General features: G+C 69.4%; 22 protein-coding genes. 19 read left to right on the top strand and 3 right to left on the bottom strand.

Annotated elements, in window-relative coordinates:
- Window positions 1-25: 25 nt before the first annotated feature.
- Window positions 26-1,312, bottom strand: a complete 1,287-nt coding sequence (locus tag OG876_RS39260; RefSeq protein WP_328521794.1) for a DUF58 domain-containing protein — start codon at window positions 1,310-1,312, stop codon at window positions 26-28.
- 3 nt (window positions 1,313-1,315) lie between these two features.
- Complete coding sequence (locus tag OG876_RS39255) at window positions 1,316-2,254, bottom strand: AAA family ATPase (RefSeq protein WP_442914205.1); 939 nt, start codon at window positions 2,252-2,254, stop codon at window positions 1,316-1,318.
- A gap of 594 nt (window positions 2,255-2,848) precedes the next feature.
- On the opposite strand from OG876_RS39255, the gene mraZ reads away from it, so the two are divergent.
- The 13 genes from mraZ (at window position 2,849) to ftsZ (ending at window position 19,248) form a co-directional block, all read left to right on the top strand.
- Window positions 2,849-3,280: a division/cell wall cluster transcriptional repressor MraZ gene (gene mraZ, locus OG876_RS39250; RefSeq protein WP_132144096.1), complete on the top strand. Its 432-nt coding sequence runs from the start codon at window positions 2,849-2,851 to the stop codon at window positions 3,278-3,280.
- 244 nt (window positions 3,281-3,524) lie between these two features.
- Window positions 3,525-4,490: a 16S rRNA (cytosine(1402)-N(4))-methyltransferase RsmH gene (gene rsmH, locus OG876_RS39245; RefSeq protein ID WP_328521792.1), complete on the top strand. Its 966-nt coding sequence runs from the start codon at window positions 3,525-3,527 to the stop codon at window positions 4,488-4,490.
- Window positions 4,490-5,140 carry a hypothetical protein gene (locus OG876_RS39240; RefSeq protein ID WP_328521791.1) on the top strand — a complete coding sequence of 217 codons (651 nt, stop codon included), beginning with the start codon at window positions 4,490-4,492 and terminating at the stop codon, window positions 5,138-5,140. Before rsmH ends, OG876_RS39240 begins: the two co-directional genes overlap by 1 nt.
- 466 nt (window positions 5,141-5,606) lie before the next feature.
- Complete coding sequence (locus OG876_RS39235; RefSeq protein ID WP_328521790.1) at window positions 5,607-7,388, top strand: peptidoglycan D,D-transpeptidase FtsI family protein; 1,782 nt, start codon at window positions 5,607-5,609, stop codon at window positions 7,386-7,388.
- 50 nt (window positions 7,389-7,438) lie between these two features.
- Window positions 7,439-8,965, top strand: coding sequence for a UDP-N-acetylmuramoyl-L-alanyl-D-glutamate--2,6-diaminopimelate ligase (locus OG876_RS39230; protein ID WP_328521789.1), 1,527 nt, complete (start codon window positions 7,439-7,441; stop codon window positions 8,963-8,965).
- Window positions 8,962-10,356 (top strand): UDP-N-acetylmuramoyl-tripeptide--D-alanyl-D-alanine ligase, encoded by a 1,395-nt coding sequence (locus OG876_RS39225; RefSeq protein WP_328521788.1) that lies wholly within the window; start codon window positions 8,962-8,964, stop codon window positions 10,354-10,356. Before OG876_RS39230 ends, OG876_RS39225 begins: the two co-directional genes overlap by 4 nt.
- Window positions 10,357-10,385: 29 nt before the next feature.
- A complete protein-coding gene (mraY, locus tag OG876_RS39220) occupies window positions 10,386-11,435 on the top strand; it encodes a phospho-N-acetylmuramoyl-pentapeptide-transferase (RefSeq protein ID WP_442914204.1) in 1,050 nt (349 codons plus the stop codon).
- Window positions 11,432-12,871, top strand: coding sequence for a UDP-N-acetylmuramoyl-L-alanine--D-glutamate ligase (gene murD / locus OG876_RS39215; protein WP_328521786.1), 1,440 nt, complete (start codon window positions 11,432-11,434; stop codon window positions 12,869-12,871). Before mraY ends, murD begins: the two co-directional genes overlap by 4 nt.
- Window positions 12,872-12,886: 15 nt before the next feature.
- Window positions 12,887-14,125 (top strand): putative lipid II flippase FtsW, encoded by a 1,239-nt coding sequence (gene ftsW, locus OG876_RS39210; protein WP_328521785.1) that lies wholly within the window; start codon window positions 12,887-12,889, stop codon window positions 14,123-14,125.
- A 29-nt stretch (window positions 14,126-14,154) separates the two neighbouring features.
- Complete coding sequence (gene murG, locus OG876_RS39205; RefSeq protein WP_328521784.1) at window positions 14,155-15,243, top strand: undecaprenyldiphospho-muramoylpentapeptide beta-N-acetylglucosaminyltransferase; 1,089 nt, start codon at window positions 14,155-14,157, stop codon at window positions 15,241-15,243.
- Entirely contained in the window at window positions 15,240-16,700 is a 1,461-nt protein-coding gene (gene murC, locus OG876_RS39200) for a UDP-N-acetylmuramate--L-alanine ligase (RefSeq protein ID WP_328521783.1), read from the top strand. Before murG ends, murC begins: the two co-directional genes overlap by 4 nt.
- A gap of 18 nt (window positions 16,701-16,718) precedes the next feature.
- A complete protein-coding gene (locus OG876_RS39195) occupies window positions 16,719-17,459 on the top strand; it encodes a cell division protein FtsQ/DivIB (RefSeq protein WP_328521782.1) in 741 nt (246 codons plus the stop codon).
- Between the two features lie 202 nt (window positions 17,460-17,661).
- Window positions 17,662-19,248, top strand: coding sequence for a cell division protein FtsZ (gene ftsZ, locus OG876_RS39190; RefSeq protein WP_442914058.1), 1,587 nt, complete (start codon window positions 17,662-17,664; stop codon window positions 19,246-19,248).
- A gap of 33 nt (window positions 19,249-19,281) precedes the next feature.
- Here the strand turns inward: ftsZ and OG876_RS39185 are convergent, their stop codons facing one another.
- The gene (locus OG876_RS39185) at window positions 19,282-19,803 is read right to left on the bottom strand and encodes an ArsR/SmtB family transcription factor (RefSeq protein WP_328521781.1); all 522 of its coding nucleotides are present in this window, start codon (window positions 19,801-19,803) and stop codon (window positions 19,282-19,284) included.
- Between the two features lie 57 nt (window positions 19,804-19,860).
- On the opposite strand from OG876_RS39185, the gene OG876_RS39180 reads away from it, so the two are divergent.
- From OG876_RS39180 to OG876_RS39155, 6 genes are all read left to right on the top strand, one after another.
- Complete coding sequence (locus OG876_RS39180; RefSeq protein ID WP_328521780.1) at window positions 19,861-20,844, top strand: S41 family peptidase; 984 nt, start codon at window positions 19,861-19,863, stop codon at window positions 20,842-20,844.
- Window positions 20,845-20,853: 9 nt separating this feature from the next.
- Complete coding sequence (pgeF, locus tag OG876_RS39175) at window positions 20,854-21,591, top strand: peptidoglycan editing factor PgeF (RefSeq protein ID WP_328521779.1); 738 nt, start codon at window positions 20,854-20,856, stop codon at window positions 21,589-21,591.
- On the top strand, window positions 21,588-22,301 hold the full coding sequence (locus OG876_RS39170; protein WP_328521778.1) for a YggS family pyridoxal phosphate-dependent enzyme: 714 nt from the start codon (window positions 21,588-21,590) through the stop codon (window positions 22,299-22,301). Before pgeF ends, OG876_RS39170 begins: the two co-directional genes overlap by 4 nt.
- Window positions 22,302-22,371: 70 nt before the next feature.
- Window positions 22,372-22,938: a cell division protein SepF gene (locus OG876_RS39165; protein WP_328521777.1), complete on the top strand. Its 567-nt coding sequence runs from the start codon at window positions 22,372-22,374 to the stop codon at window positions 22,936-22,938.
- 38 nt (window positions 22,939-22,976) lie between these two features.
- A complete protein-coding gene (locus tag OG876_RS39160; RefSeq protein WP_134098308.1) occupies window positions 22,977-23,282 on the top strand; it encodes a YggT family protein in 306 nt (101 codons plus the stop codon).
- A gap of 247 nt (window positions 23,283-23,529) precedes the next feature.
- Window positions 23,530-24,288: a DivIVA domain-containing protein gene (locus OG876_RS39155; protein WP_328521776.1), complete on the top strand. Its 759-nt coding sequence runs from the start codon at window positions 23,530-23,532 to the stop codon at window positions 24,286-24,288.
- Window positions 24,289-24,312: the final 24 nt, after the last annotated feature.

The raw sequence follows: 24,312 nt of genomic DNA, 5'->3' as shown, positions 1-24,312 counted from the left end.
GCCGGACGCCGGGCCATGAAGACAATCATGCGATCCGTCCGCTCCGTAGTCCTAAGGTGGACCACACGGTGGGTAGGTGATCTCCGCGCTGGACCTTGACGACCCGCCATCCGTTCCGGCGCAGTTCGTTCTCGGTGGCGGTGGTGGCCGCGCTCAGGCGGGCCGCCTTCTCCGTCGCCTCGGCGCCGACCGCCCAGCTGGCCGCGTCCAGCAGCAGCGCGACCCCGGTCGCCTGGCTGGTCCGCCACCGGTTCAGGGCGACGACGTCATCGGAGCTGCACGCGCCGACGATCGCAATCACCAGGCTGGGCTCCTGCGCGTGCCGGTCGACGGTCAGCAGCGGACTGACCTCGGCGTACCGGTGTTCCTCGACGGTGGCGCACTCGGTCAGCAACTGCTGCGCGGTCAACGGCTGATGGACGGCGGCCGACGTGCGATGGGCGATCGCCGCCAGGGTCGTCGGCCCACCGAGCATGGTGGTGACGTAGCCGCGGCGGATCCGGTCGGTGCCGATCGAGGCGGCGGCGCTGACCGCCCATTCGAGGCTGGACGACGGTCCGTGCCCGTGGTGCGAGATCGTCCGCGCGTCCAGGAACATCGTGCACCGGCTCTGCCAGGGCTGCTCCTCGCGCCGGACCATCAGCTCGCCGCGGCGGGCCGTCGATCGCCAGTGCACCCGGCGCAGGTCGTCGCCGTCGCGGTACTCGCGGACGGTCGCATCCTCCTCGCCGGCCGACGCGATCGCCCGCGGCCGGTTCTCGCCCGAACCGGCCCGGTCGGCGCCCAGCCGGATCTCGGGCAGTCGGTAGACCCGCGGCGTGACCAGCAGGTGCTGGCTGCGGGTGAACGTCCGGCTGGTCTCGACCAGCCCGAACGGGTCGGCCACCGTCAGCATCAGCGGGCCGACCTGGAACAGCCCACGGACGTCGGACTTGACCGGGTAGGTGACGGTACGACGCCAGTTCGGGCTGACGCGGTCCACCACGAACCGTGGCCGGTGGCCCAGGACATAAGGAATGCGGTCCTCGAGCAGCAGCAGACCGGCGGGCATCCGGCCCTGGTTGCTCAGCGCGAGCTCGACCGTCGCCTGCGTCCCCACCGGGACCTGGTCCGGCGCGAGGCTGCGCCGTACCTGCAGGCGCAGCCTGGTCCGGCCGACGACGAGCGCCGCCACGACCGGCAGCGCGACCAGCAGGACGCCGACCCGCAACAGATCCTTCTGCCCGAGCAGGAGGGCGCACAGCGAAGCGGTGATACCGGCAGCGAGGAATGCCCGCCCCCTGGTGGTCAGTCCGCGCAGTGCCTGCCGCATGTCTCAGTCCCGACGCGTGCGGGGCAGCGCCACGGTGGCCACCAGCCCGGAGATGATGTCGGCTGCACCGCGCCCACCGAGATGCGCCTCAGCCGCTGGAAGGACCCGGTGCGCCAGCACCGGCACTGCGAGCTCCTGGATGTCGTCCGGCAGGACGAACTCCCGGGCATCGAGCGCCGCGGCCGCGCGCGCGGCCCGGATCAGGTGCAGCGTCGACCGTGGGCTGGCCCCGAGCCGGAGCTCCTGCGACCGGCGGGTCGCACCCACGAGGGCGATGGCGTACTCCTTGACCGACTCCGACACGTGCACCGACTGCACTGTCTTCACCAGGCGCAGGATCTGCTGACCGTCGGTGACGGGCTGCAGCGTGAGCAGGGGATCGTCGGCCGCGTGCCCGTCGAGCATCCGCAGCTCCGCGGCCGGCTCCGGGTAGCCCATCGAGACGCGGGCCATGAAGCGGTCGCGCTGCGCCTCGGGCAGCGGGTAGGTGCCTTCCATCTCGATCGGGTTCTGGGTCGCGATGACCATGAACGGCGCCTCGAGCTGGTACGTCGTGGTGTCGACGGTGACCTGGCGCTCCTCCATCGACTCCAGCAGCGCGGCCTGGGTCTTCGGCGAAGCGCGGTTGATCTCGTCACCGACCACGATGTTCGCGAACACCGCGCCCGGTTTGAACTCGAAATCGCGGATTTCCTGGTTGAAGACCGAGACGCCGGTGATGTCCGACGGCAGCAGGTCCGGTGTGAACTGGATCCGGCGCACGGTGCAGTCGATCGACTTGGCCAGCGCCTTGGCCAGCATCGTCTTGCCGACGCCCGGCACGTCCTCGATCAGCAGGTGTCCCTCGGCGAGCAGCACGGTGATGGCGACCTCGACCACGTCGGGCTTGCCCTCGATCACCTGCTCTATCGCCCGGCGGACACGTCCCGCCACCTCGGACAGCTCGTCGAAATCCCCGGCTCCTGCCAACGCCGAGCTGGTCGCGGTGGTGCTCACCCTGAGTCCTCCCCATTCATTGACGGCCGACACATTCTCACCCGCTGTAGGGGTCGGGCCTAGAGCAGCGGGGGTTTCGTTACCTGGCGTTTCGGTGTTCATCGGCACACGCCCTCACGGCGGGTCGGTCTCTGGTTTCGAGATTTGACGTCCCTCCAAGCGTACGGGCGGAGAAAGCGGTGCGTGGGGCGTACGACGTACCGAACCCCAGGAAGGTTCACGCGACGGATGCCCGGAAGGTTCATCCGGCTCGTCCGGTGCAGGAGCCGGTGGAGCGAAGTGGAGGAAACCCGCGAGCCGGTCCCGGGGAGCGGAGTGGAGGGGCGGGGGGAGCGAAGTGGAGGGGCTGAGCGTGGATTCCAGGCTCCTGAGGCGGCAGCGACACGCGGTGGAGTCGCGCCGGAATCAGGCGGCACGGGGAGCGATTGGGGCGGAAGTTGGTTGACGGTGGTGGAAAGTGGAGTAAGGTGGAGCGCAGTGGAACCGAAGTGGTGGAAACAGCTCGCCTGAGACGGAGAGTCCGCAACGGGGAGGTGGAGCGTGTTCCTCGGAACTCACTTCCCCAAGCTCGACGACAAAGGACGGCTGTTCCTGCCGGCGAAGTTCCGGGACGAACTGGCTGACGGCCTGGTGATCACGCGTGGACAGGAGCGGTCGCTGTCCGTGTGGCCCGAGCGCGAGTTCGTTCAGCTGACCGAACAGTTGAAGCAGGCGCCGATCACCAACAAGGGTGCGCGGGACTATCTGCGGATGCTGTTCGCCGGGGCCTCCAACGAGGTGCCGGACAAGCAGGGCCGGGTCACCATCCCGCCGATGCTGCGCGATTACGCGGGACTGGATCGGGACTGCGTCGTCATCGGGGCGATGAACAGGGTGGAGATCTGGAACACGGAGAACTGGAACAGGTACTCCGCGGAGCAGGAGCAGGCATTCGCCGACCTCTCCGAGGAGGTACTGCCCGGCATCTTCTGAAGCTGAACAGTGGGCAAGCGGCATCGCGAGCACACCGGCCGTCCGGTGAGATCACGGGTCCGACTTCCGACCTCAGGTGTTGGCGCCACTTCCCCGGCGCCAAGACCCCGAGGTACTTCCCCGGAAGGCGAACCCGCGATCTGACCGGACGGAGTCGTCTCCGCACGGCTCCCCACTGATCGGCACCGCAACACCACAGAACCTGCGGGGGCAGGGTCGCTCCCGCGGCGACGGAAGGGTCGAGATGGATGCTGCGGAGCGGCATGTGCCGGTGATGCTGGAGCGCGTGGTCGCGCTGCTGGCGCCGGCACTCGCGCATCCCGGTGCCGTCCTCGTCGACGCGACCCTCGGTCTCGGCGGTCACTCCGAAGCCTTCCTGCGGCAGTTCCCGGACGCCCGGCTGATCGGGTTCGACCGCGACCCGGCCGCGCTGCGGCTGGCCGGTGACCGGCTGGCGCCGTACCAGGAGCGGATCACCCTCGTCCACGCGGTGTACGACGAACTCCCGCGCGCACTCTCCGATCTCGGCGTGCCCGCGATCGACGGGATCCTGTTCGACCTCGGCGTCTCGTCGATGCAGCTGGACGAGGCCGAGCGCGGCTTCGCCTACGCGCAGGACGCGCCGCTGGACATGCGGATGGACAGCACCGGCCCGACCACGGCGGCCGACATCGTCAACACCTACAGCGCGGCCGACCTGGCCCGGATCCTGTTCCAGTACGGCGAGGAGAAGTTCGCCCGGCGGATCGCGGACCGGATCGTGCGGGAGCGCGAGACCGAGCCGTTCACCACCAGCGCGCGACTGTCCGAGCTGGTTCGCAACGCGATCCCGCAGGCGGCCCGCCGTACTGGCGGACACCCGGCGAAGCGGACGTTCCAGGCGCTGCGGATCGAGGTGAACGGCGAGCTCGAGGTCCTGCGGCGGGCCCTGCCGGCCGCACTCGGGGCGCTCGCGCTGCACGGCCGGATCGTGGTGATGAGCTACCAGTCGCTCGAGGACCGGATCACCAAGCAGACGTTCGCGGCCGCGACGAAGAGCGACGTACCGGACGACCTGCCGGTGATTCCGGCCGGGCACGAGCCGTATCTGAAACTGCTGACCCGCGGGGCCGAACGACCGACCGAAGCGGAGGTCGCGGCGAACCCGCGGGCCGCCTCCGCTCGCGTGCGGGCGGCCGAACGCATCCGGGAGAAGGGGCTGGTGGCCTGATGAGTACTGTCTTCAGCCCGCAGAAGGCGCGGGTCACGCCGGCCGCTCCGGCCAAGCGCTCGGAGCCGAAGCTGCGGGTGGTCTACGGCGCGCCGTTCCGGCCGCCGCGGATGCCGTTCGTCATCTTCGTGGTGTCGCTGCTGGCGGCCGGCCTGGTCGGCCTGCTGCTGCTGAACACGGAGTTGCAGAGCGGGACGTTCGAGATCACCCGGCTGAACAGCCAGGCCGACCAGCTGCGCGATCAGCAGGAAGGTCTGGAGAAGCAGGTCCGGACGCTCGAGTCGCCGCAGAACCTGGCCGACCGGGCGCTGCGGATGGGCATGGTGCCGAACCCGAACCCGGTCTTCCTGCGGCTGTCCGACGGGCGGGTGCTCGGCGTGCCGGCGGAAGGAAAGGCCGGCACGGGTACGGCGATGTTCGGTCCGGGGACGCCGACGGGCACAGCGACCACGCCACCGGTCAAGCCTCCGGTCGCGAAGCCACCGGTCAAGCCGCCTGTGGTCAAGCCCCCGGTGGTCAAGCCGCCCACGGCGAAGCCGGGGACGACAGCACGGACAGGTACGGCGACGGGTAAGAAGCCGCCCGCCACGACGAACAAGCCGCGCGCCGGTACGACGGGAGCGCAGGGCACCACGACCACCGGGGGATGATCGGATGACGGACCGACGGGGCAGCGAGCCGCCGCGCAAGCGCGGCACTCAACCGGGCCGGGGCAACCCGGCCCGCAAGGCTCCGTCCCGTCCGTCCGCCACTACAGACAGCAGCCGCACCACCCCCCAGCGTCCCGAATCCACCCGGGAAAGACTTCTCCGCCAGGCCCGCGAGGAGCAGGAAGGCGCCGCTCCGCGCCGCCCCGCCGCGGGCGGGGAAGGAAGGCCCACGAGTGGGCGCAAGCGCCCTGCGCCCGACGGTGCAAGGCGCGCGGCCGCGCCGCGCAAGCGCGCGGGGGGCAAGCAGGCGCCGAAAGCGGCCGCGAGCCGGCCGGCGCCTCGCCGTCCTCCTGAGGGAGCCGGGAGAGCGCCTGCCAAGAAGGCTGCGGCCAAGAAGAGCCCGCCGCGGAAGCGGCCGCAGAGCAGGCGGCCTCCGCAGCGGCGGAAGGTGCGGAAGCCGCCTCGGATGCTCAAGCTGGGGCGGTCGGGGTTGCGGTTGCGGATGACGTTCGGGGTGATGGCGTTCGTGCTGTCGCTGTTCGCCGGGCGGCTGGTGCTGCTGCAGGGTGTGGACCCGGACAGCTACGCGGCGGCGGCCACGAAGGAGAACACCCAGGGCAACATCCTGCACGCGTCGCGCGGGTCGATCGAGGACCGCAACGGTGTCGAGCTGGCGGTGTCCGAGGACGCGGTCGCGATCACCGCCGACCCGACCCAGACGAAGCCGGTGGCCGACCAGCTCGCCGCGATCCTGGCGCCGAAGCTGACCAGTACGACGTCGGCCAAGCTGGTCACCGCGATGACCGGCAAAGGCCGCTTCGCGGTCCTCGCGCATCAGGTCACCCCCCAGACCTGGAACGCCATCGAGGCCGACATCAAGTCCCGCAACGCGGACATCGCCGAGCAGAACAAGGGCAAGGCCAAGGAGCAGCAGGCTCCACTGCTGGCCGGCCTCTACACCGAGGACGACCCGATCCGCAGCCACCCCAACGGGAGCGTCGCCGCGACCGTCGTCGGAGTCGTCGGCGCCAACGGCAAGGGCCTGTCCGGGCTCGAGTACGGCCTGAACGACAAGCTGTCCGGCCATGACGGCAGGGCGATGTACGAGGTCGACACCCGGGGTAACAAGATCCCGAACGCGAATCACACGGTCGAGGAGCCGAAGCCCGGCGTCAGCGTGCAGCTCACCCTGGACACGGACCTGCAGTTCTTCGCGGAGAAGCGGATCCAGCAGGCGGTCGAGCAGTACCACGCCACCTCCGGCACGGTGATCACCATGGACGTGAAGTCCGGCGAGATCCTTGCGATGGCCAACTACCCGTCCTTCGACCCGAACGGGAAGTACAAGTCCGCCGACCTGAACAACCCCGCGCTGGAGCGCACCTACGAACCGGGCAGTGTGCAGAAGGTGGTCACGATGGCCGCGCTCGCCGACGCCGGGCTGATCGACCTGAACACCAAGCTCCGGGTGCCTGGCAGCATCGAGGTGCAGCGGCGGACGATCAAGGACCATTGGGACCACGGCCCGCTCAACCTGACCATCGCCGGCGTGGTCGCGAAGTCGTCGAACGTCGGCACGATCATGGCCGCGCAGCAGATGCGGATCCCGCAGTTCGTGAAGTATCTGCACGACTTCGGCTTCGGCGAGCCGACCGGGCTGAACTTCCCCGGCGAGAGCAATGGGCTGATGAAGTCGGGCGACGAGTGGCCCGAGCTGACCCGGTCGAACGTCGCGTTCGGTCAGGGCCTGTCGGTGAACGCGGTCCAGATGACCGCCGCGGTGAACGCGGTCGCCAACGGCGGCGTCTACGTCCCGCCGAAGCTGGTCCGCAACTACATCGACGCGAACGGCACCGTCGTACCGAACCAGACGCCGGCGCCGCACCGGGTGGTGAGCGAGAAAGCCGCCAAGGAGGTCGCCACGATGATGGAGGCGGTGACCGCGAAGAAGGGCACCGCGCCGCAGGCGGCGATCGACGGCTACCTGGTGGCCGGCAAGACCGGGACGGCGCAGCAGGTCGACCCGAAGACCGGCAAGTACGGCAAGTGGGCGACGTCTTTCGCCGGATTCGCTCCCGCCGACAACCCACGGTTCGTTACGTACGTCGTACTGCACGATCCCCTGGGTGCTCGGGGTGGTGGCTTCCAAGGAGGACCGGTGTTCCGAGACGTGATGAGCTACGCGCTGCAGAAGTACGTCGTCCCGCCGTCGGGGGCGAAGCAGCCCGACGTTCCCGTCACCTGGTGACGCAGGGTCAGGTAGGAGTCACAGGGTCCGGAGCGGTAGCCTCAGGGCCCGTGTCCACCCCTACCGCCGCAGGCGGCGCCGTCGCAGCGATCAGGCCACGACATGTCGTGCCGGTCAGCCTTGCCGACGTGGCCCGGGTCGCAGGAGCAGCCGTCCCGGCCGGTCCGGCTGCCGACGTCACCGGAGTCACGCTCGACTCCCGGTCCGTTCTTCCCGGCGACCTGTACGCCGCTCTGCCCGGAGCCGTCACGCATGGCGCGGAGTTCGTCGCGAAAGCGCGCCAGTCCGGCGCTGTCGCCGTACTCACGGACCCGACGGGCGAGGAGCGGGCCACGGCAACCGGTCTCCCGGTGCTCGTGGTCGACAGGCCGCGAGACGTGCTCGGTGCGGTCGCGGCGCGGATCTACGGGGAGCCGACCAGTGAGCTACGCCTGCTCGGAGTGACCGGGACCAACGGCAAGACCACGACCAGCTTCCTCCTGGACGCCGTACTGCGTGAGCTCGGCCGGACAGCGTTGATCGGGACGATCCAGACCCGGATCGGCGACGAGGTGGTGAAGAGCGTCCGGACCACTCCGGAGGCCACCGACCTGCAGGCGCTGTTCGCCGTGATGCGTGAGCAGGCGGTCGCGTGGTGTGCGATGGAGGTGTCGAGCCACGCATTGGCGATGGGCCGGGTCGACGGGGCTCGCTTCGCGGTCGCGGGGTTCACCAACCTGACGCAGGACCATCTGGACTTCCACCGCACGTTCGAGGAGTACTTCGCGGCGAAGGCCTCGCTGTTCACCCCGGAGCGGTGTGATGTGGCCGTGGTTAGGATCGATGACGACTACGGGCGCCGGCTCGCCGCGCAGACCGTCGTACCTCTCGTCACCGTCTCCACCAAGGGTGCGGCCGACTGGATGGTGGCCAACCAGCATCAGTCGGAGCACGGCACGACCGTTGTCGACATCCAGGGGCCGGCCGAGGCGCTGACCGTCGAGATCGCGCTGCCCGGAGACTTCAATGTGGCGAACGCGTTGCTCGCGACCGTGATGTTGCGGCAACTCGACGTACCCGCCGAGGCGATCGCGGCCGGGCTGCGGACCGCGACCGTCCCGGGGCGGATGGAGGCGTTCACCCGCGAGGACGGCCTGGCGGTCATCGTCGACTACGCGCATACGCCGGACGCGGTCGAGCTGGCGCTGCAGGCCGCGCGGAGTGCGACGAAGGGCCGGCTGTTCGCGATCGTGGGCTGCGGCGGCGACCGTGATCCCGGCAAGCGTCCCGCGATGGGTGCCGCGGCGGCCCGGACGGCGGACGTCGTGATCGTCACCGACGACAACCCGCGCAGCGAGGACCCGGCGGCGATCCGCGCCGCTGCGCTGGCCGGCGCCCGCGAAGCGGTCCCGGGCGTAGACCTGCACGAGATCGGCGACCGCCGGCAGGCCATCGCGAGCGCGATCGCGCTGGCCGGCCCGGGCGACACGGTCGTCGTACTGGGCAAGGGCCATGAGACAGGCCAGGACGTCGGCGGTGTGATCCACCCGTTCGACGACCGCGAAACCGTGCGTGAGCTGTTGGAGGCAGACCGGTGATCCCTGTCAGTTGCGGCGAGATCGCCGACGCTGTGAACGGCGAGCTCGTGGGGGTCACCCCGTCGGCCGTCGTGGACGGCGCGGTGGTGATCGACTCGCGAGCCGCCGGCCCCGGTGGGCTGTTCGTCGCCCTGCCGGGCGAGAACGTCGACGGGCACGACTACGTCGGTACGGCGACCGCCGCAGGCGTCACGGCGGCACTGACGACCCGGCCGGTCGAGGGCAGTCCGTGCATCGTCGTCGCTGACCCGCAGGCCGCGCTCGGAGCGCTGGCCCGCCTGCTGGTCAGCCGCCTTCCCGACCTGACCGTGATCGCGCTGACCGGCTCGTCGGGCAAGACCAGCACCAAGGACCTGATCGGGCAGCTGATCCGCTCGCACGGCGAGACCGTGGTGCCGGAGGGGTCGTTCAACAACGAGATCGGGCACCCGCTCACCGCGCTGCAGGCGACGGAGCGCACGAAGTACCTCGTCGCCGAGATGGGCGCGCGGCACCAGGGCGACATCGCCTACCTGGCCGGGATCACGCCGCCGAAGATCGGGCTGGTGCTGAACGTCGGTACCTCCCACATCGGCGAGTTCGGAACCCAGGACAACATCGCCGTCGCCAAGGGCGAACTGATCGAGGCCGTGACCGCCGGCGGCACCGCGGTGCTCAACGCAGACGACCATCGCGTCGCCGCGATGCGCAGCCGGACGCCGGAACGGGTGCTGACTTTCGGGGAGGCACCCGAGGCTGACATCCGTGCGGAGGGCGTGAAGCTCGACGCCGAGGGACAGCCCGCGTTCACTCTGCGCATCGGTGACTTCAGCGGCGACATCCAGCTGCAGTTCATCGGCGAGCACTACGTGTCGAACGCGCTGGCCGCCGCTGCCGTCGGGTCGGCGGTCGGTATGACCCCCGAGCAACTCGCGGACGGCCTCAACGCCGCCACGCGGGTGTCCGCGGCGCGGATGGAGCTGACCGAGCGCGCGGACGGCGTCACGATCATCAACGACGCGTTCAACGCCAACCCGGACTCGACCCGCGCCGCATTGAAGGCACTGGTCGCGATCGGCCGGTCGCGGGGCGCGCGGACCTGGGCGGTGCTCGGCGAGATGCTCGAGCTGGGCGACGCGTCGGCCGACGAGCACGACGCGATCGGGCGGCTGGTGGTGCGACTCGACGTGAACCGGCTGCTCGTGGTCGGTCCGGGGGCGAAACCCATTCATCTCGGTGCCTCGCTGGAAGGCTCCTGGGGCAACGAGTCGGCCTATGTCGACAGCATCCCGGAAGCGCTCGAGCTGCTGCGATCCGAGCTGCACGCGGGTGACGTCGTACTGGTGAAGTCCTCGAAGGGGTCGAAGCTCCGCAGTCTCGCGGACGCGCTGATCGGGGAGGACGTGCAGTGATCTCGATCCTGTTCGGCGGCGCCGTCTCGATGGTGCTGACACTGCTCGGCACGCGCTGGGCGATCACCCTGCTGGCCCGCCGCGGCTACGGCCAGGAGATCCGCGACGACGGCCCGACCTCGCACCACACCAAGCGCGGTACACCGACCATGGGCGGCACGGTCTTCATCCTCGCCACCATCATCGGGTACTTCGCGGCGAAGCTGTTCACGATGACCCCGCCGACCGCCTCGGCGCTGCTGGTGCTGTTCCTGTTCGCCGGGATGGGCGCGGTCGGCTTCCTGGACGACTTCATCAAGATCTTCCGGCAGCGCAGCCTCGGCCTGCGCAGCAAGGCGAAACTGGCCGGCCAGACGATGGTCGCGGTGGTGTTCGCGGTCCTCGCGCTGCAGTTCCCGGACGAGCGCGGCCAGCGGCCGGCGTCGCCGTTCATCTCGTTCATCCGCGACATCGGCTGGCTGGAGCTACCGGTGATCCTCGTGGTGATCTGGATCCTGCTGCTGATCGCCGGGATGTCGAACGGCGTCAACCTCGCCGACGGCCTGGACGGTCTGGCCACCGGGGCCTCGATGATGGTGTTCGGCGCCTACACGCTGATCTGCATCTGGCAGTTCAACCAGAGCTGCGCCACCGCGCAGGGCGTCGGCGCGAAGTGTTACGAGGTCCGTGATCCGCATGACCTCGCCGTTGTCGCCGCCGCGTTGACCGGTGCGCTGTTCGGCTTCCTGTGGTGGAACGCGTCGCCGGCCAAGATCTTCATGGGTGACACGGGTTCGCTGTCGCTGGGTGGCGCGCTGGCCGGCATGGCGGTGATGACCCGGACCGAGTTGCTCGTGCTGCTGCTCGGCGGTCTGTTCGTCATCATCACCGCCTCGGTGATTTTGCAGGTCGGCTACTTCAAGGTCACCAAACGCGCCACCGGCGTCGGCAAACGAATATTCCGGATGGCGCCACTGCAGCACCACTTCGAGATGCTCGGCTGGGAACAGGTGAACGTGGTGATCCGGTTCTGGATCATCCAGGGCCTGTGCGTGGTGATCGGTCTCGGGGTCTTCTATGCAGAGTGGGTGACGGGATGAGTCTCGAGACACGCACGTCGGACGGTTGGGCGACGACCCGGTTCGTGGTGTTGGGCTTCGGGACGGCGGGGTACGCGTGCGCCGACTCGCTGCTTCAGGCCGGCGCTGAGCACTTGGTCGTCCTGGACGACCGGGACAACGAGGCGCTCCGCGAGAAGGCCCAGATCCTGGAGATCCTCGGCGCCAAGGTCACCCTCGGTCCCGGCAGTACGGCCGAACTCCCCAAGGAAGTCGATGTCGTCGTGACGTCGCCCGGCGTACCGCCGCACGCGCCGATGCTCGCTCAGGCGGCCGAGCGGGAGGTGCCGATCTGGAGTGAGATCGAGCTGGCCTGGCGGCTGCGCGACCCGGCGAACGCCGCGCCCTGGTTGTGCATCACCGGCACCAACGGCAAGACCACGACGGTGCAGATGCTGACCGCGATGCTGACCGCCGCGGGTCACCGAGCCGTTGCCGCGGGCAACGTCGGGCTGCCGCTGCTCGAGGTCGTGATGGATCCCGAGCCGTACGACGTGATCGCGGTCGAGCTGTCCAGCTACCAGTTGCACTTCACACAGTCCATGTCGGCGCACTCCGCCGCCGTACTGAATCTCGCGCCGGACCATGTCGACTGGCACGGCTCGATGGACGCCTACGCCAAGGACAAGGGCCGGATCTACGAGAACTGCCAGGTCGCGTGCGTATACAACGCCGCCGACCCGGTCACCGAGCAGCTGGTGATGGACGCGGACGTGATCGAGGGCTGCCGCGCGATCGGCTTCACCCTCGGTACGCCGGGACTGTCGATGGTCGGCCTGGTCGACGAGTTGCTGGTGGACCGCGCATTCGTCGAGCAGCGAGCGACGTCGGCGCTGGAGCTGGCCACGATCGACGACGTCAATCCGCCCGCGCCGCACAACGTGGCGAACGCGCTGGCCGCGGCCGCGCTGGCCCGGGCGTTCGGCGTACCGGCGACGGCAGTCCGGGACGGACTGCGTGGGTTCACGCCGGACAAGCACCGGATCGCGCATGTCGCGGACGTTGCCGGGGTCAACTATGTCGACGACTCGAAGGCGACCAACCCGCATGCCGCCCAGGCGTCGCTGCTCGCGTACGAGCACGTGGTGTGGATCGCGGGTGGTCAGGCCAAGGGTGCGACGTTCGACGAGCTGGTGATCGCGGCCCGGGATCGTTTGCGTGCCGTCGTACTGCTCGGTCAGGACAAGGCCGTGATCGCGGAAGCTCTCGAGCGACACGCACCGGATGTCCCGAGGATCGTGATCGAGGCAACCGACACTGGAGCCATGGAGATCGTGGTGGGGGAGGCGGCGAAGCTCGCACAGGTGGGTGACACCGTGCTGCTCGCGCCTGGCTGCGCATCCTGGGACATGTTCGCCAACTACGGAGCCCGCGGGGACGCCTTCGCCGAAGCCGTACGTGCGCTGGGCGACAACTGATCCGGGGGTGATCGAGTGACATCGATCGCGGATCAGCCGGATCAGAAGAAAGCTGACGAGCGGCCCTGGCTGGCGGCCATCAAGGACGTGCTGGACCGGCCGCTGACGTCGTACCACATCCTGCTCGGCGCCACCGGCCTGCTGCTGGTGCTCGGGCTGCTGATGGTGCTGTCGGCGTCCAGCGTGCTGTCGCTGCGCGCGAACGGGAACAGCTACACGATCTTCATCCGCCAGCTGATCTGGGTCGGCGTCGGCCTGCCGATGGCGTACGTCGCCTCCCGGATGACGCCGCGGCACTTCCGCATGCTTTCGTACGTCGCTCTGCTCGGATCGATCTTCCTGCTTGTGCTGACCTACATCCCGGGCCTCGGAGTCGGCGTGAACGGCAACACCAACTGGCTGAACCTCGGTGGACCGCTGCAGATCCAGCCGAGTGAGTTCGCCAAGCTGGCGCTGGTGATGTGGTGCGCGGATCTGTACGCGCGCAAGGAGAAGCTGCTCACCCAGTGGAAGCACCTGCTGGTCCCGATGGTGCCGGTCTGCGGCCTGGTGATCGCACTGGTCGTCGGCCAGCACGACCTGGGTACGGCGCTCGTCCTGATGGCCGTGATGATCGGCATGATCTGGATCGTCGGCGCGCCGACGCGGTTGTTCGTCGCCACGATCGCGGTGGTGGGCGCGGTCGCGATGTACTTCGTCAACGCGGAGAAGTACCGGATGGAGCGAGTGACCTCGTTCCTGGACCCGTTCGCCGACCCGACCGCGGTCGGGTGGCAGGCGTACCACTCGTTCTACGCGCTGTCGACGGGTGGCTGGTGGGGCGTCGGGATCGGCAACAGCCGGCAGAAGTGGGGCAACCTGCCGGAGGCGCACACCGACTTCATCTTCTCCGTGATCGGTGAGGAGCTCGGCCTGGTCGGGTCGCTCACCGTACTCGCCCTGTTCCTCACCCTGGCCTACGCAGGGGTGCGGATCGCGACCCGGAACACCGAGCCGTTCGTCCGCTACGCGGCGGCCGGGATCACCATCTGGATCATGGCGCAGACCCTGGTCAACCTGGGCGCCGTGATCGGACTCCTACCCATCGTGGGTATCCCGCTGCCGCTATTGTCGTACGGTGGTTCCGCACTGCTGCCGACGCTGATCGCGATCGGCATGCTGCTGTCCTTCGCGAAGGCCGAGCCCGGCGCGCAGGCTGCCCTGAAGGAGACCAGGCGGCCGCGGTTCGGGTGGCTGCCGTCGCGCACGCATTGACGAGAGAACACGCGGGAGCGTTGAAAGCTGTGCCCAGCATCGTCCTGGCCGGAGGCGGAAGCGCCGGCCACACCTCACCCCTGATCGCCACCGCGGACGCGTTGCGGCGGCTCGATCCGACCATCGAGATCCTCGCGCTCGGCACCGAGCGCGGGCTCGAGACCCGCGTGGTCCCGGAGGCCGGCTACCGGCTCGAGCTGATCCCGCCGGTGCCGCTGCCGCGCCGGCCCACGCCCGCGCTGCTCGCCGTACCGGGCAAGATGTTGGCCTCGGTCGGTGCGGCCCGCAAGGCGCTGGACGAGGCGAAGGCCGACGTCCTGGTCGGCTTCGGCGGCTACGTCTCCACCCCCGCGTACGTCGCGGCCTGGCGGCGGAAGACGCCGATCGTGGTGCACGAGGGCAACGCCGTACCGGGGATCGCGAACAAGTTCGCCGCCCGCTACTGCACGCAGCACGTCAAGACGTCGTTCCCCGGCACCGATCTGCCGCACGCCGAGTACGTCGGCCTGCCCATCCGGCGCGCGATCTCCACGCTGGACCGGGCCGCGCTGCGGGCCGAGGCCCGGCGGTTCTTCGGGCTGGACCCGGATGCGCCCACGCTGTTCGTGACGGGCGGTTCACAGGGCGCGCAGCGGCTGAACGAGGCGTTCGCCGGTGCCGCCGCGGACCTGCAGGCGGCCGGCATCCAGGTCCTGCACGCGATCGGTCCGAAGAACACGCTCGAGGTCCCGCAGACCGGACCCCTGCCGTACGCCGTTCTGTCGTACATCGACCGGATGGACCTGGCCTACGCCGCCGCGGATCTCGCGGTCTGCCGCTCGGGCGCGAACACGGTCACCGAGGTGTCCGGTGTCGGTCTGCCCGCAATCTACGTTCCGCTTCCGCACGGTAACGGTGAGCAAGCACTGAACGCCAAGCCCGTGGTGGATGCGGGCGGCGGCCTGCTGGTGGACAACGCGACGGTGTCGCCGGACTGGGTTCGTGCCACCGTTCCGCAACTTCTGCACGACTCGGCGCGTCTGACAGCCATGTCCACAGCGGCGAAAGGCCTGATCCGTACGGATGCCGACGAGCGATTGGCGCGGATCATCCTGGATGTGGTGAGGTCTGCTTCGTGATCGTCACCGCTCCTGACACGACGCTGCCCGCGGAGAAGCTGGGCAAGGTCCACTTCGTCGGTATCGGCGGCGCCGGGATGTCCGGTATCGCGCGGATCATGGCGTCCCGCGGCATCGAGGTGTCCGGCTCCGACGCCAAGGACGGGAAGGTGCTGGCCGCGCTGCGCGCGCTCGGCGCCACCTGCTGGGTCGGTCACGCCGCCGAGCACGTCGCCGACGCCGATACCGTGGTGGTGTCGACCGCGATCCGCGAGACCAACCCCGAGGTGATCGCCGCCCGGGCCGCCGGGATCCCGATCCTGCCGCGGGCCGCGGCACTCGCCTCGGTGATGGTCGGCCGGCGGACGCTCGCGGTCGCCGGCACGCACGGCAAGACGACCACGACGTCGATGCTGACCGTGGCGCTGCAGCACTGCGCGGCCGATCCGTCGTACGCGATCGGCGGCAACCTGAACGAGTCGGGCTCGAACGCCCACGACGGCACCGGTGACCTGTTCGTCGCCGAGGCGGACGAGTCGGACAAGTCGTTCCTGACCTACACGCCCGAGGTGTCGATCGTCACATCGGTCGAGCCGGACCACCTGGACAACTACGGCGACGAGGCCAGCTACCGGCTCGCCTTCGAGCAGTTCTGCGACCGGGTCCTCCCGGGCGGCTTCATGGTGATCTGTTACGACGACGCCGGCGCCCGGAGGCTGGCCGATTTCGCCGGCGCGCGCGGCATCGACGTACGGACGTACGGCGAGTCCGACGATGCGGATCTGCGGGTCACCGAGATCACCGCGACCGGGGCGACGCAGTCGTTCGTGCCGGTGTACCGCGGGCGGCGGCTGCCGATGGTGCAGTTGCAGCAGGCGGGCAAGCACAACGCGCTGAACGCGTCGGCCGCGTTGACGGTCGGCCTCGGGCTCGGGTTCTCCGCGGCCGACCTGGCCGAGGGGCTGGAGTCGTTCACCGGCACCGGCCGGCGGTTCGAGTTCAAGGGCCTGGAGGACGGCGTGCGGGTGTTCGACTCGTACGCCCACCACCCGACCGAGCTCGCCGTCGACCTGACCGCTGCCCGGCAGGTGGCGGGGGAGGGGCGCGTGGTCGCGTGCTTCCAGCCGCACCTGTTCAGCCGGACCAGGATCTTCGCCACGGAGTTCTCCGAGGCGCTCGCGCTGGCCGACGAGGTCGTCGTGATGGACGTCTTCGCCGCCCGTGAGGACCCGGAGCCCGGTGTCACCGGCGCCCTGATCGCGAACCACGTGCCGCTGAAGCCGGATCAGGTGCGGTTCGAGCCGTCGTGGTCCGCCGTACCGCAGCTGGTCGCGGATCTCGCCGAGCCGGGTGACCTGGTGGTCACGCTGGGCGCGGGCGACGTGACGCTGATCGGCCCGGAAGTCGTTGGTTTGCTGGCCGAACGCGCTGCCGCCCGCGAGTCTGCGGCCGAGGCCCTCGCTCCTGTGGTGGAGTAAAAGGGTGGGGTTCACTGAATGAGCCAGAGCGTTGATCTGGCTCGGGCACAACAGCGGTTCGCGCGCCGGCAACGGCTGGTGCGCTGGCGGAGCTGGTTGCCGTGGGCGATCGGCGGCGCTCTGCTCGTCCTGGCCGGGCTGATCGTCTGGTTGTTCTACTACTCGTCCGCGTTCGCGGTCGCCGGGGTCCGGGTGAGCGGTGCGGACACGGTGCCGGTGGCAACGATCGAGCAGCAGGCGGCGGCACCGATCGGCACACCGCTGGCGCAGGTCGACCTGCGGTCGATCGCGGACCGGGTGCGGACGATCCCGGCGGTCGAGGACGCGCAGGTGACCCGCGCCTGGCCGAACAAGATCGTGATCGTCGTCACCGAACGGGTGCCGGTGGTCGTGGTCACCGACGGCTCGCGGTTCGAGCTGGTCGACGCGACCGGAACGACGTTCAAAACGGTGCCGGACCGGCCGGCCGGACTGCCGGAGGCGAAGGTGACCGGCACCCGGCGCGACGTCACGATCCGTTCGCTGGTGACGGTTTCGGCGGCTCTGCCGGACACGTTGCGGGCCCAGGTCGGGTCGATCTCGGCGCTGTCGCCGGACTCGATCACTCTCAACCTCGCCTCCGGGGTGAAGGTCGTTTGGGGCAGTTCCGATGACAGCGAGCGAAAGGCCGAGGTACTCAGCGTGCTGATGAAACGCAAGGCCAAGGTGTACGACGTCTCGGCGCCCGATCTCCCTGTCACCAAAGGGGAAAAGCGGTGACGGATCACATCACGGAGCACATGACGGGGCGCGCGGCGAGGCGCGTGGACATTGCCCGAAGCCGTCCCGTAGCGTGCGTCGTAATCTAAAGTTGACATAAGTCTAAGCATCCACTTGAGGTTCAGTCTTTTCGCTGGAACTTTTCGCTGGAACAGGGGCCAACCGGCCACAACAGGAACAGAACGAGGCGAGAGGCGCGGACGTGGCGGCACCGCAGAACTACCTGGCACTCATCAAGGTCGTCGGCATCGGCGGAGGCGGCGTCAATGCCGTGAACCGGATGATCGAGCACGGTCTGAAGGGCGTTGAGTTCATCGCCATCAACACCGACGCGCAAGCGCTGTTGATGAGCGACGCGGACGTCAAGCTCGACATCGGCCGGGAGGAGACCCGGGGCCTCGGCGCCGGCGCGAACCCGGCGATCGGGCAGAAGGCCGCCGAGGACCACGCGGAGGAGATCGAGGAGGCGCTCAAGGGCGCCGACATGGTCTTCGTCACCGCCGGCGAGGGTGGCGGCACCGGCACCGGCGGCGCGCCGGTGGTGTCCCGCATCGCGCGATCGCTCGGCGCGCTGACGATCGGTGTGGTGACCCGGCCGTTCTCGTTCGAGGGCAAACGCCGTGCGACCCAGGCGGAGGACGGTATCGCCGCCCTCCGTGAAGAGGTCGACACCCTGATCGTCATCCCGAACGACCGGCTGCTGACCATCTCCGACCGCGCCGTGTCCGTGCTGGACGCGTTCAAGCAGGCCGACCAGGTGCTGCTGCAAGGTGTCTCCGGCATCACCGACCTGATCACCACGCCCGGCCTGATCAACGTGGACTTCGCCGACGTCAAGGCGGTCATGTCGAACGCCGGCTCCGCGCTGATGGGCATCGGCTCGTCCCGCGGCGAGGACCGCGCGGTCGCGGCGGCCGAGGCGGCCATCTCCTCGCCGTTGCTCGAGGCAAGCATCGAGGGTGCGCACGGCGTGCTGCTGTCGATCGCCGGCGGCTCCGACCTGGGGCTGTTCGAGATCAACGAGGCGGCCCAGCTGGTCTCGGAGTCCGCGCACTCCGACGCGAACATCATCTTCGGCGCGGTGATCGACGACGCCCTCGGCGACGAGGTGCGGGTGACCGTGATCGCGGCCGGGTTCGACGGCGGGATGCCGAAGCGGCGCGAGCAGGCGATGAGCACCGCCCGCCCGCAGACCTCCCGGCCGTCGTCGGAGTCGCAGAGCTACTCGGCGCCGATGTCCGGCACGAACAACCCGACGGCACCGGCCGGCCAGCAGGCCGGTCAGCCCCCGGCGAGCCAGCCGGGTGGCGCGACCGGCGATGGTGGGCAGTCGACGGGTGGCCAGTTCGCCGGTGGACAGCCCGCCGGTGAGGCCGCTGGTCAGCCGGGTGCCGGTCAGGCCGCTGCCGGTCAGGGCGCCGCGGGCTCCTCGAACGGGCAGGCAGGTCAGTTCGCGAACCCGCCGGTCCCCACCGACGACACCGTCCCGGTGCCGGCTCCGACCGAGGGCCGTCCGGGTGCGGGCACGACCAACTCGGCCCGCCCTCAGCCCGGCGACCCAGTTCGCACGGTCCAGTCTGGGCAGCAGTCGCCGCAGTCGGCGCCGCACACCCCGGCCTCTCCGACCGCGCCGGGGACCCAGCACTCCTGGCCGACCCACGGCCCCAGCACCGCGGGCGCGACGCCTGGGTCGACGTCGGGCAACGGCTCGTCCCAGCCCACCCCGACCCGCCCGGCCCGCAAGCCGGACCCCGAAGAAGACCTCGACATCCCGGACTTCCTCAAGTAACACCCTCCGCCAGCTCCTGCCGCGCGCTCTGCGTCAGGTCCCGGCGGATGGCTGGGGCTGGCGGGGGTGGTAGACCGAGACGACGACGCCGTACCGGGACTCGCCCGGGCCGGCGTCGGTGAGGTCATCGACCATCCGCTCCAGCGTCGCGGCCAGTTCCGCGGCCTGGTCCGCGGTCAGCCGGACGTTCCGCAACAGCACCAGCGGGTCGGCGTCGTCGGTCTCGAGCTCGGCCGCGATCGCCTGCAGGACGACCGTGTTGTTCGCCCGCGCGCCCTCACCGACGAAGTCGAACTTCCGCGCGGATCGCCGGTAGTACTGCTCGGTCCCGCCGCGCACCTGCCGGGTCTCGGCCACGTGCACCATGCCGGCCTCGCGCAGCACGCCCAGGTGATGGGCGACGTTGCCTTTCGCCGTGCCGAGCGCGCCGGCCAACTGGCTGATCGTGGCCGCCTCCTGCCCGAGCGCGAACAGCAAGCGGTGCCGCAGCGGGTGCCCGAGCGCCTTGAACTGCGCGGCTGTCGACACCTCCAGCCGGTCGGAAATCTCGCTCATGAATCAAGCGTCAATATCTCTTGACGCTTTGTCAAGCCGCATGCTTCACTCCTGCGCATGCAGACCGAAGAGATCCGCGCCGTCGTCGGCCGGCTGGGCGCACTCGTCGCCGAGCACTACGTCTTCCCCGAGACCGGCCGGGAGGTGGCCGACCGGCTCGCCGCCGCCACCGCCACCGGCCGGTACGACGAACTCCGGGAGCCCGAGCGGCTGGCCGAGCGGGTCACCGACGACCTGCAGGTCGGCAACCACGACAAACATCTGCGGCTGAGGTTCCACCGCGACGGGCTGCCGGACGAGGCCGACCCGATCGCCGAGGAGGCCCATTGGCGCCGCCGCGCCGCTCTCGACGCCGGCGGGATGGCGCGGGTGGAGCGGCTGGACGGCAACATCGGGCTCCTGGAGATCCGGCCGTTGCTGTACGCCCCTACCCACGCCGGCCCGGCCGTGACCGCGGCGATGACGCTGCTCGCGTCGACCGACGCGCTGCTGCTCGACCTGCGTCGCTGCCTGGGTGGGTCACCCGACCAGGTCGCCTTCGTCTGCAGTCATCTGGTCGATGACGACGACGCGGTCCATCTGAACGACCTGGTCACTCCGGCCGACGGGACCGCGCGGCAGTTCTGGACGTCGCCGTACGTGCCGGGTCCGCGGTTCGGCGGCTCGAAGCCGATCTGGGTGCTGACCAGTTCGGTGACGTTCTCCGGCGCGGAGGAACTGTCCTACAACCTGCAGCAGCTCGGGCGAGCGGTGATCGTCGGCGAGCGGACAGGTGGCGGTGCGCATCCACGGCGTGGGTTCAAGCTGCACGAGCAACTCGAGGCGACGATCTCGGTGCAGCGTGCGATGAACCCGGTCTCCGGGACCAACTGGGAAGGTACCGGCGTGACTCCGGACGTCGACGTACCTGCGGACCAGGCCTTCACCGAGGCGTACCGCCGGGCTGCCGAGCACGTCCTGGGCCTGCCATCGGATCCGGACCGGAACACTGTGACCGACGAGGCTCGGACAGTGCTGGGAGCACAGGTCGCCGCTGGGTAACCTTCAGTCGTGTTCGGCTACGACGAGGTTCTCGAGGACGTCCGCTTCGCCTTCACCGACCGCTTCGGCGGCACGAGCAAAGCGCCGTACGGCGAACTGAATCTCGGCAGCGCGGTCGGCGACGATGCGGAGGCGGTGACGGCGAACTTCCGGCTGATCGCGGCCGAGTTCGGAGTCCGGCCGGAAGGTGTCGTGCGAGTCAGCCAGGTGCATGGGCGCGACGTGTCTGTCGTGCGGCCGGAGGACGAGCTTCCGATGCAGCCGATGCCGATTGCCGACGGTGTCGTCACCACCCGCGATGATGTGGTGCTGTGTGTTCGCGCCGCCGACTGTCTTCCGGTGTTGCTCGCGGGTGATGGCGTGATCGGTGCCGCTCACTCCGGTCGCAAGGGCATGTACGTCGGTGTCGTACCGGCGACTGTGGAGGCGATGCGTGAGCTCGGTGCCACACGGATCACCGCCGTACTCGGGCCGTACGCCTGTGGGAACTGCTACGAGGTGCCGGAGGAGATGCGGGCCGAGGTCACCGAGCGGGTGCCGGCGTCGTACGCAGAGACCAGCTGGGGTACGCCGGCTATCGACGTGGCAGCCGGGGTTCGCGCACAGCTGGACGAGCTGGGCGTCGAGGTGGTCGATGCGACGGCGTGCACGATCGAGTCGGAGGCCCTGTACTCGTACCGGCGGGAAGGCCCGGTCAGTGGCCGGATGGCCGGCCTGGTCAAGCTGGGCGCGGTGACCGCGGCGTGACGACGCGCGTGGACGAGCTGCGGGCGAATCTCCACCACGCCCAGGAGCGGATCGAGAAGGCCTGTCAGGCGGCCGGGAGGTCTCCGGACGAGGTCACCCTTGTCGCGATCACCAAAACCTTCCCAGTCAGCGATGTACGGGCGCTGGCGGACCTCGGCGTCCGTGACGTCGGCGAGAACCGTGAACAGGAGCTCAAGGCGAAGGCGCCGGACTGCCCGGACCTCACCTGGCACTTCGTCGGTCAGCTGCAGTCGAAGAAGGCCCGCTCGGTGGTCCGGTACGCGTCGGCCGTGCACTCGGTCGACCGGTTGTCGCTGGTGGCCGCACTGTCCAAGGCCGCGGTCGCCGAAGAGAAGATCCTTCGCTGTCTCCTTCAGGTGAGTCTCGCGTCGTACGGATCCGCGGACGCCGCGACCGGGGCCGCCCGCGGTGGCGTCGAGCCGGACGCCGTACTGGATCTCGCTGGTGAGGTCGCGTCGGCGGACGGGCTCGAGCTCGGGGGAGTGATGGCGGTCGCGCCACTCGGCTCGGACCCGGACGAAGCCTTCGCCGGCCTGCGCGAGGTAGCGTCCCGGCTACGCTCCGAACACCCCGGCGCCGACTGGATCTCGGCCGGGATGACGGCCGACCTGGACGCCGCGATCAGGCAGGGAGCGACACACGTCCGGCTCGGGCGCGCCTTACTCGGAACGCGTACCCCCGCGGGTTAGTGTCGACATCGAGCAGGTTTTGCTTCCTGCTCACCGTTGTCGTCGAACCGGATCGAGGGGCTGGAGGGCCATGAGCGGCGCGCTGCGCAAGATGGGTGTCTACCTCGGCTTGGTCGAGGACGGGGAGCGCTACAACGCGCGGTACGACGACGAGTACGACGACTTCGACGAGTACGAGGACGAAGCCGTCGACGGGGAGTCCCACGAGACCGAGCCGGTACCCGCCGGCCGGGAGAACCGGGACGTCCGCGAACCGCGGGCCGAGTCGCACATTCACTCAGGCCGCGAGGAGCAGGGCGCGACGGTCAGCAAGTTTCCAGAACGACGTGGTGTCGCACCATCCCCGGAGGTTACCGAGTTGGCCCGGATCACCACCGTGCACCCGCGCAGCTACAACGAGGCGCGGGTCATCGGTGAGCACTTCCGCGACGGCACGCCCGTCATCATGAACCTGACCGAGATGGATCACGCCGACGCCAAGCGACTGGTCGACTTCGCGGCCGGGCTGATCTTCTGCTGCCGTGGGTCGATCGAGCGGATCACCACCAAGGTGTTCCTGGTCTGCCCGCCGAACGTGACTGTGGCCGCCGAGGAGAAGGAGAAGATCGCGGCGGACGGGTTCTACAACCAGAGCTGACCCGCTCCCTTCCGCCGTCTTCTACACTCATTGACGACATGGTTGCTCTAGCGCTCGTCCTCAGTGTTCTCAGCTGGGTGCTGCTCGCCTTCTTCCTCGTGCTGGTGGCGCGGTTCGTACTCAGTCTGATCGTCATGTTCGCGCCGCAGTGGCACCCGAAGGGCCCGCTGCTGCTGTTCTTCGAACTGATCTACTCGATCACCGATCCGCTCCTGAAGCCGCTGCGGCGGATCCTGCCCCCGATCGGGGCCGGCGGGGTGCGGATCGACCTGTCCATGCTGATGCTGTTCGTCATCGTCTCTGTGGCGATGTCGATCAACTCGACGGCCTTGCGCTCACTGTGATCCAGTGCGGCGCAGACCACAGGGAACCGGTGGATCATCCACCGAGTCCGAGGGTGAGGACGCCGGGGACAGGGTAGGTACAACCACGAGAAACGGGGCCGGTTCGTTGCCGGCGTTCCGCGGGCGGGGGGCTGTTTCGCCCGCCCGGATTCCGTTAGAACACAACGAAGCGATAACGTGATCTACTGAGTCGCCGATGGTGTTGGCCACGGGGACTCCGCCAAGACACAGACAAACGAGGTGAAAGATGCCGCTGACGCCGGATGACGTCCGCTCGAAGCAATTCACGCCCGTCCGACTACGGGAGGGCTACGACGTCACAGAGGTCGACTCCTTCCTCGACGAGGTCGAAGCCGAGCTCGAGCGACTTCTCGCCGAGAACGAGGAGCTGCGGGCCAAGCTCGCGGCGGCTCAGCGCGCGGGCGCCGGCCAGGAGCGGCCGGTCGACCAGACCGCCGCGCTGCCGCCCGTCGTGCAACAGCCCAAGCCCCCGGTCGTGGTCGAGAAGCCGGAGGAGAAGCCACCCGTGGTGCCCGCTGTAGCGGCCGCGGGGGCTGCTGCGGCAGCAGGAACCGTCGGGGACGCCTCCAGCTCCGCTGTGCGGCTGCTGGAGATGGCCACCAAGCACTCCGACGACCTGGTCCAGGAGGCGAAGGACACCGCCGACAAGATCATCGGCGAGGCCCGCGCCAAGGCCGAGCGGCTGGAGAACGAGGCGCGCGGCAAGGCCGACCGGATGACCGGTGAGGCTCGCGCCCGCGCCGAGAAGCTCGACGGCGAGATCGCCGAGCGCCGGGCGCAGATGCTCGGCACGCTGGAGAAGCAGAAGGGCCAGCTCGAGCGCACGATCGACGACCTGCACGCCTACGAGCGCGAGTACCGCAGCCGGCTGAAGACCTACTTCACCGAGCAGCTCAAGGCGCTGGGCAACGGCGACGACACGCTCAGCCCGCGGAACGGCTTCCGTCCGGAGGCTCGCGCGCAGGCGCACGGTCACGGCGTCTAAAAACCTCGCGACGAGAGGCGGTGC

Origin of the sequence: Kribbella sp. NBC_00359 (assembly GCF_036097425.1) — a bacterium.
Classification (GTDB): domain Bacteria; phylum Actinomycetota; class Actinomycetes; order Propionibacteriales; family Kribbellaceae; genus Kribbella.
This window is presented reverse-complemented; position numbering and strand designations above follow the sequence as displayed.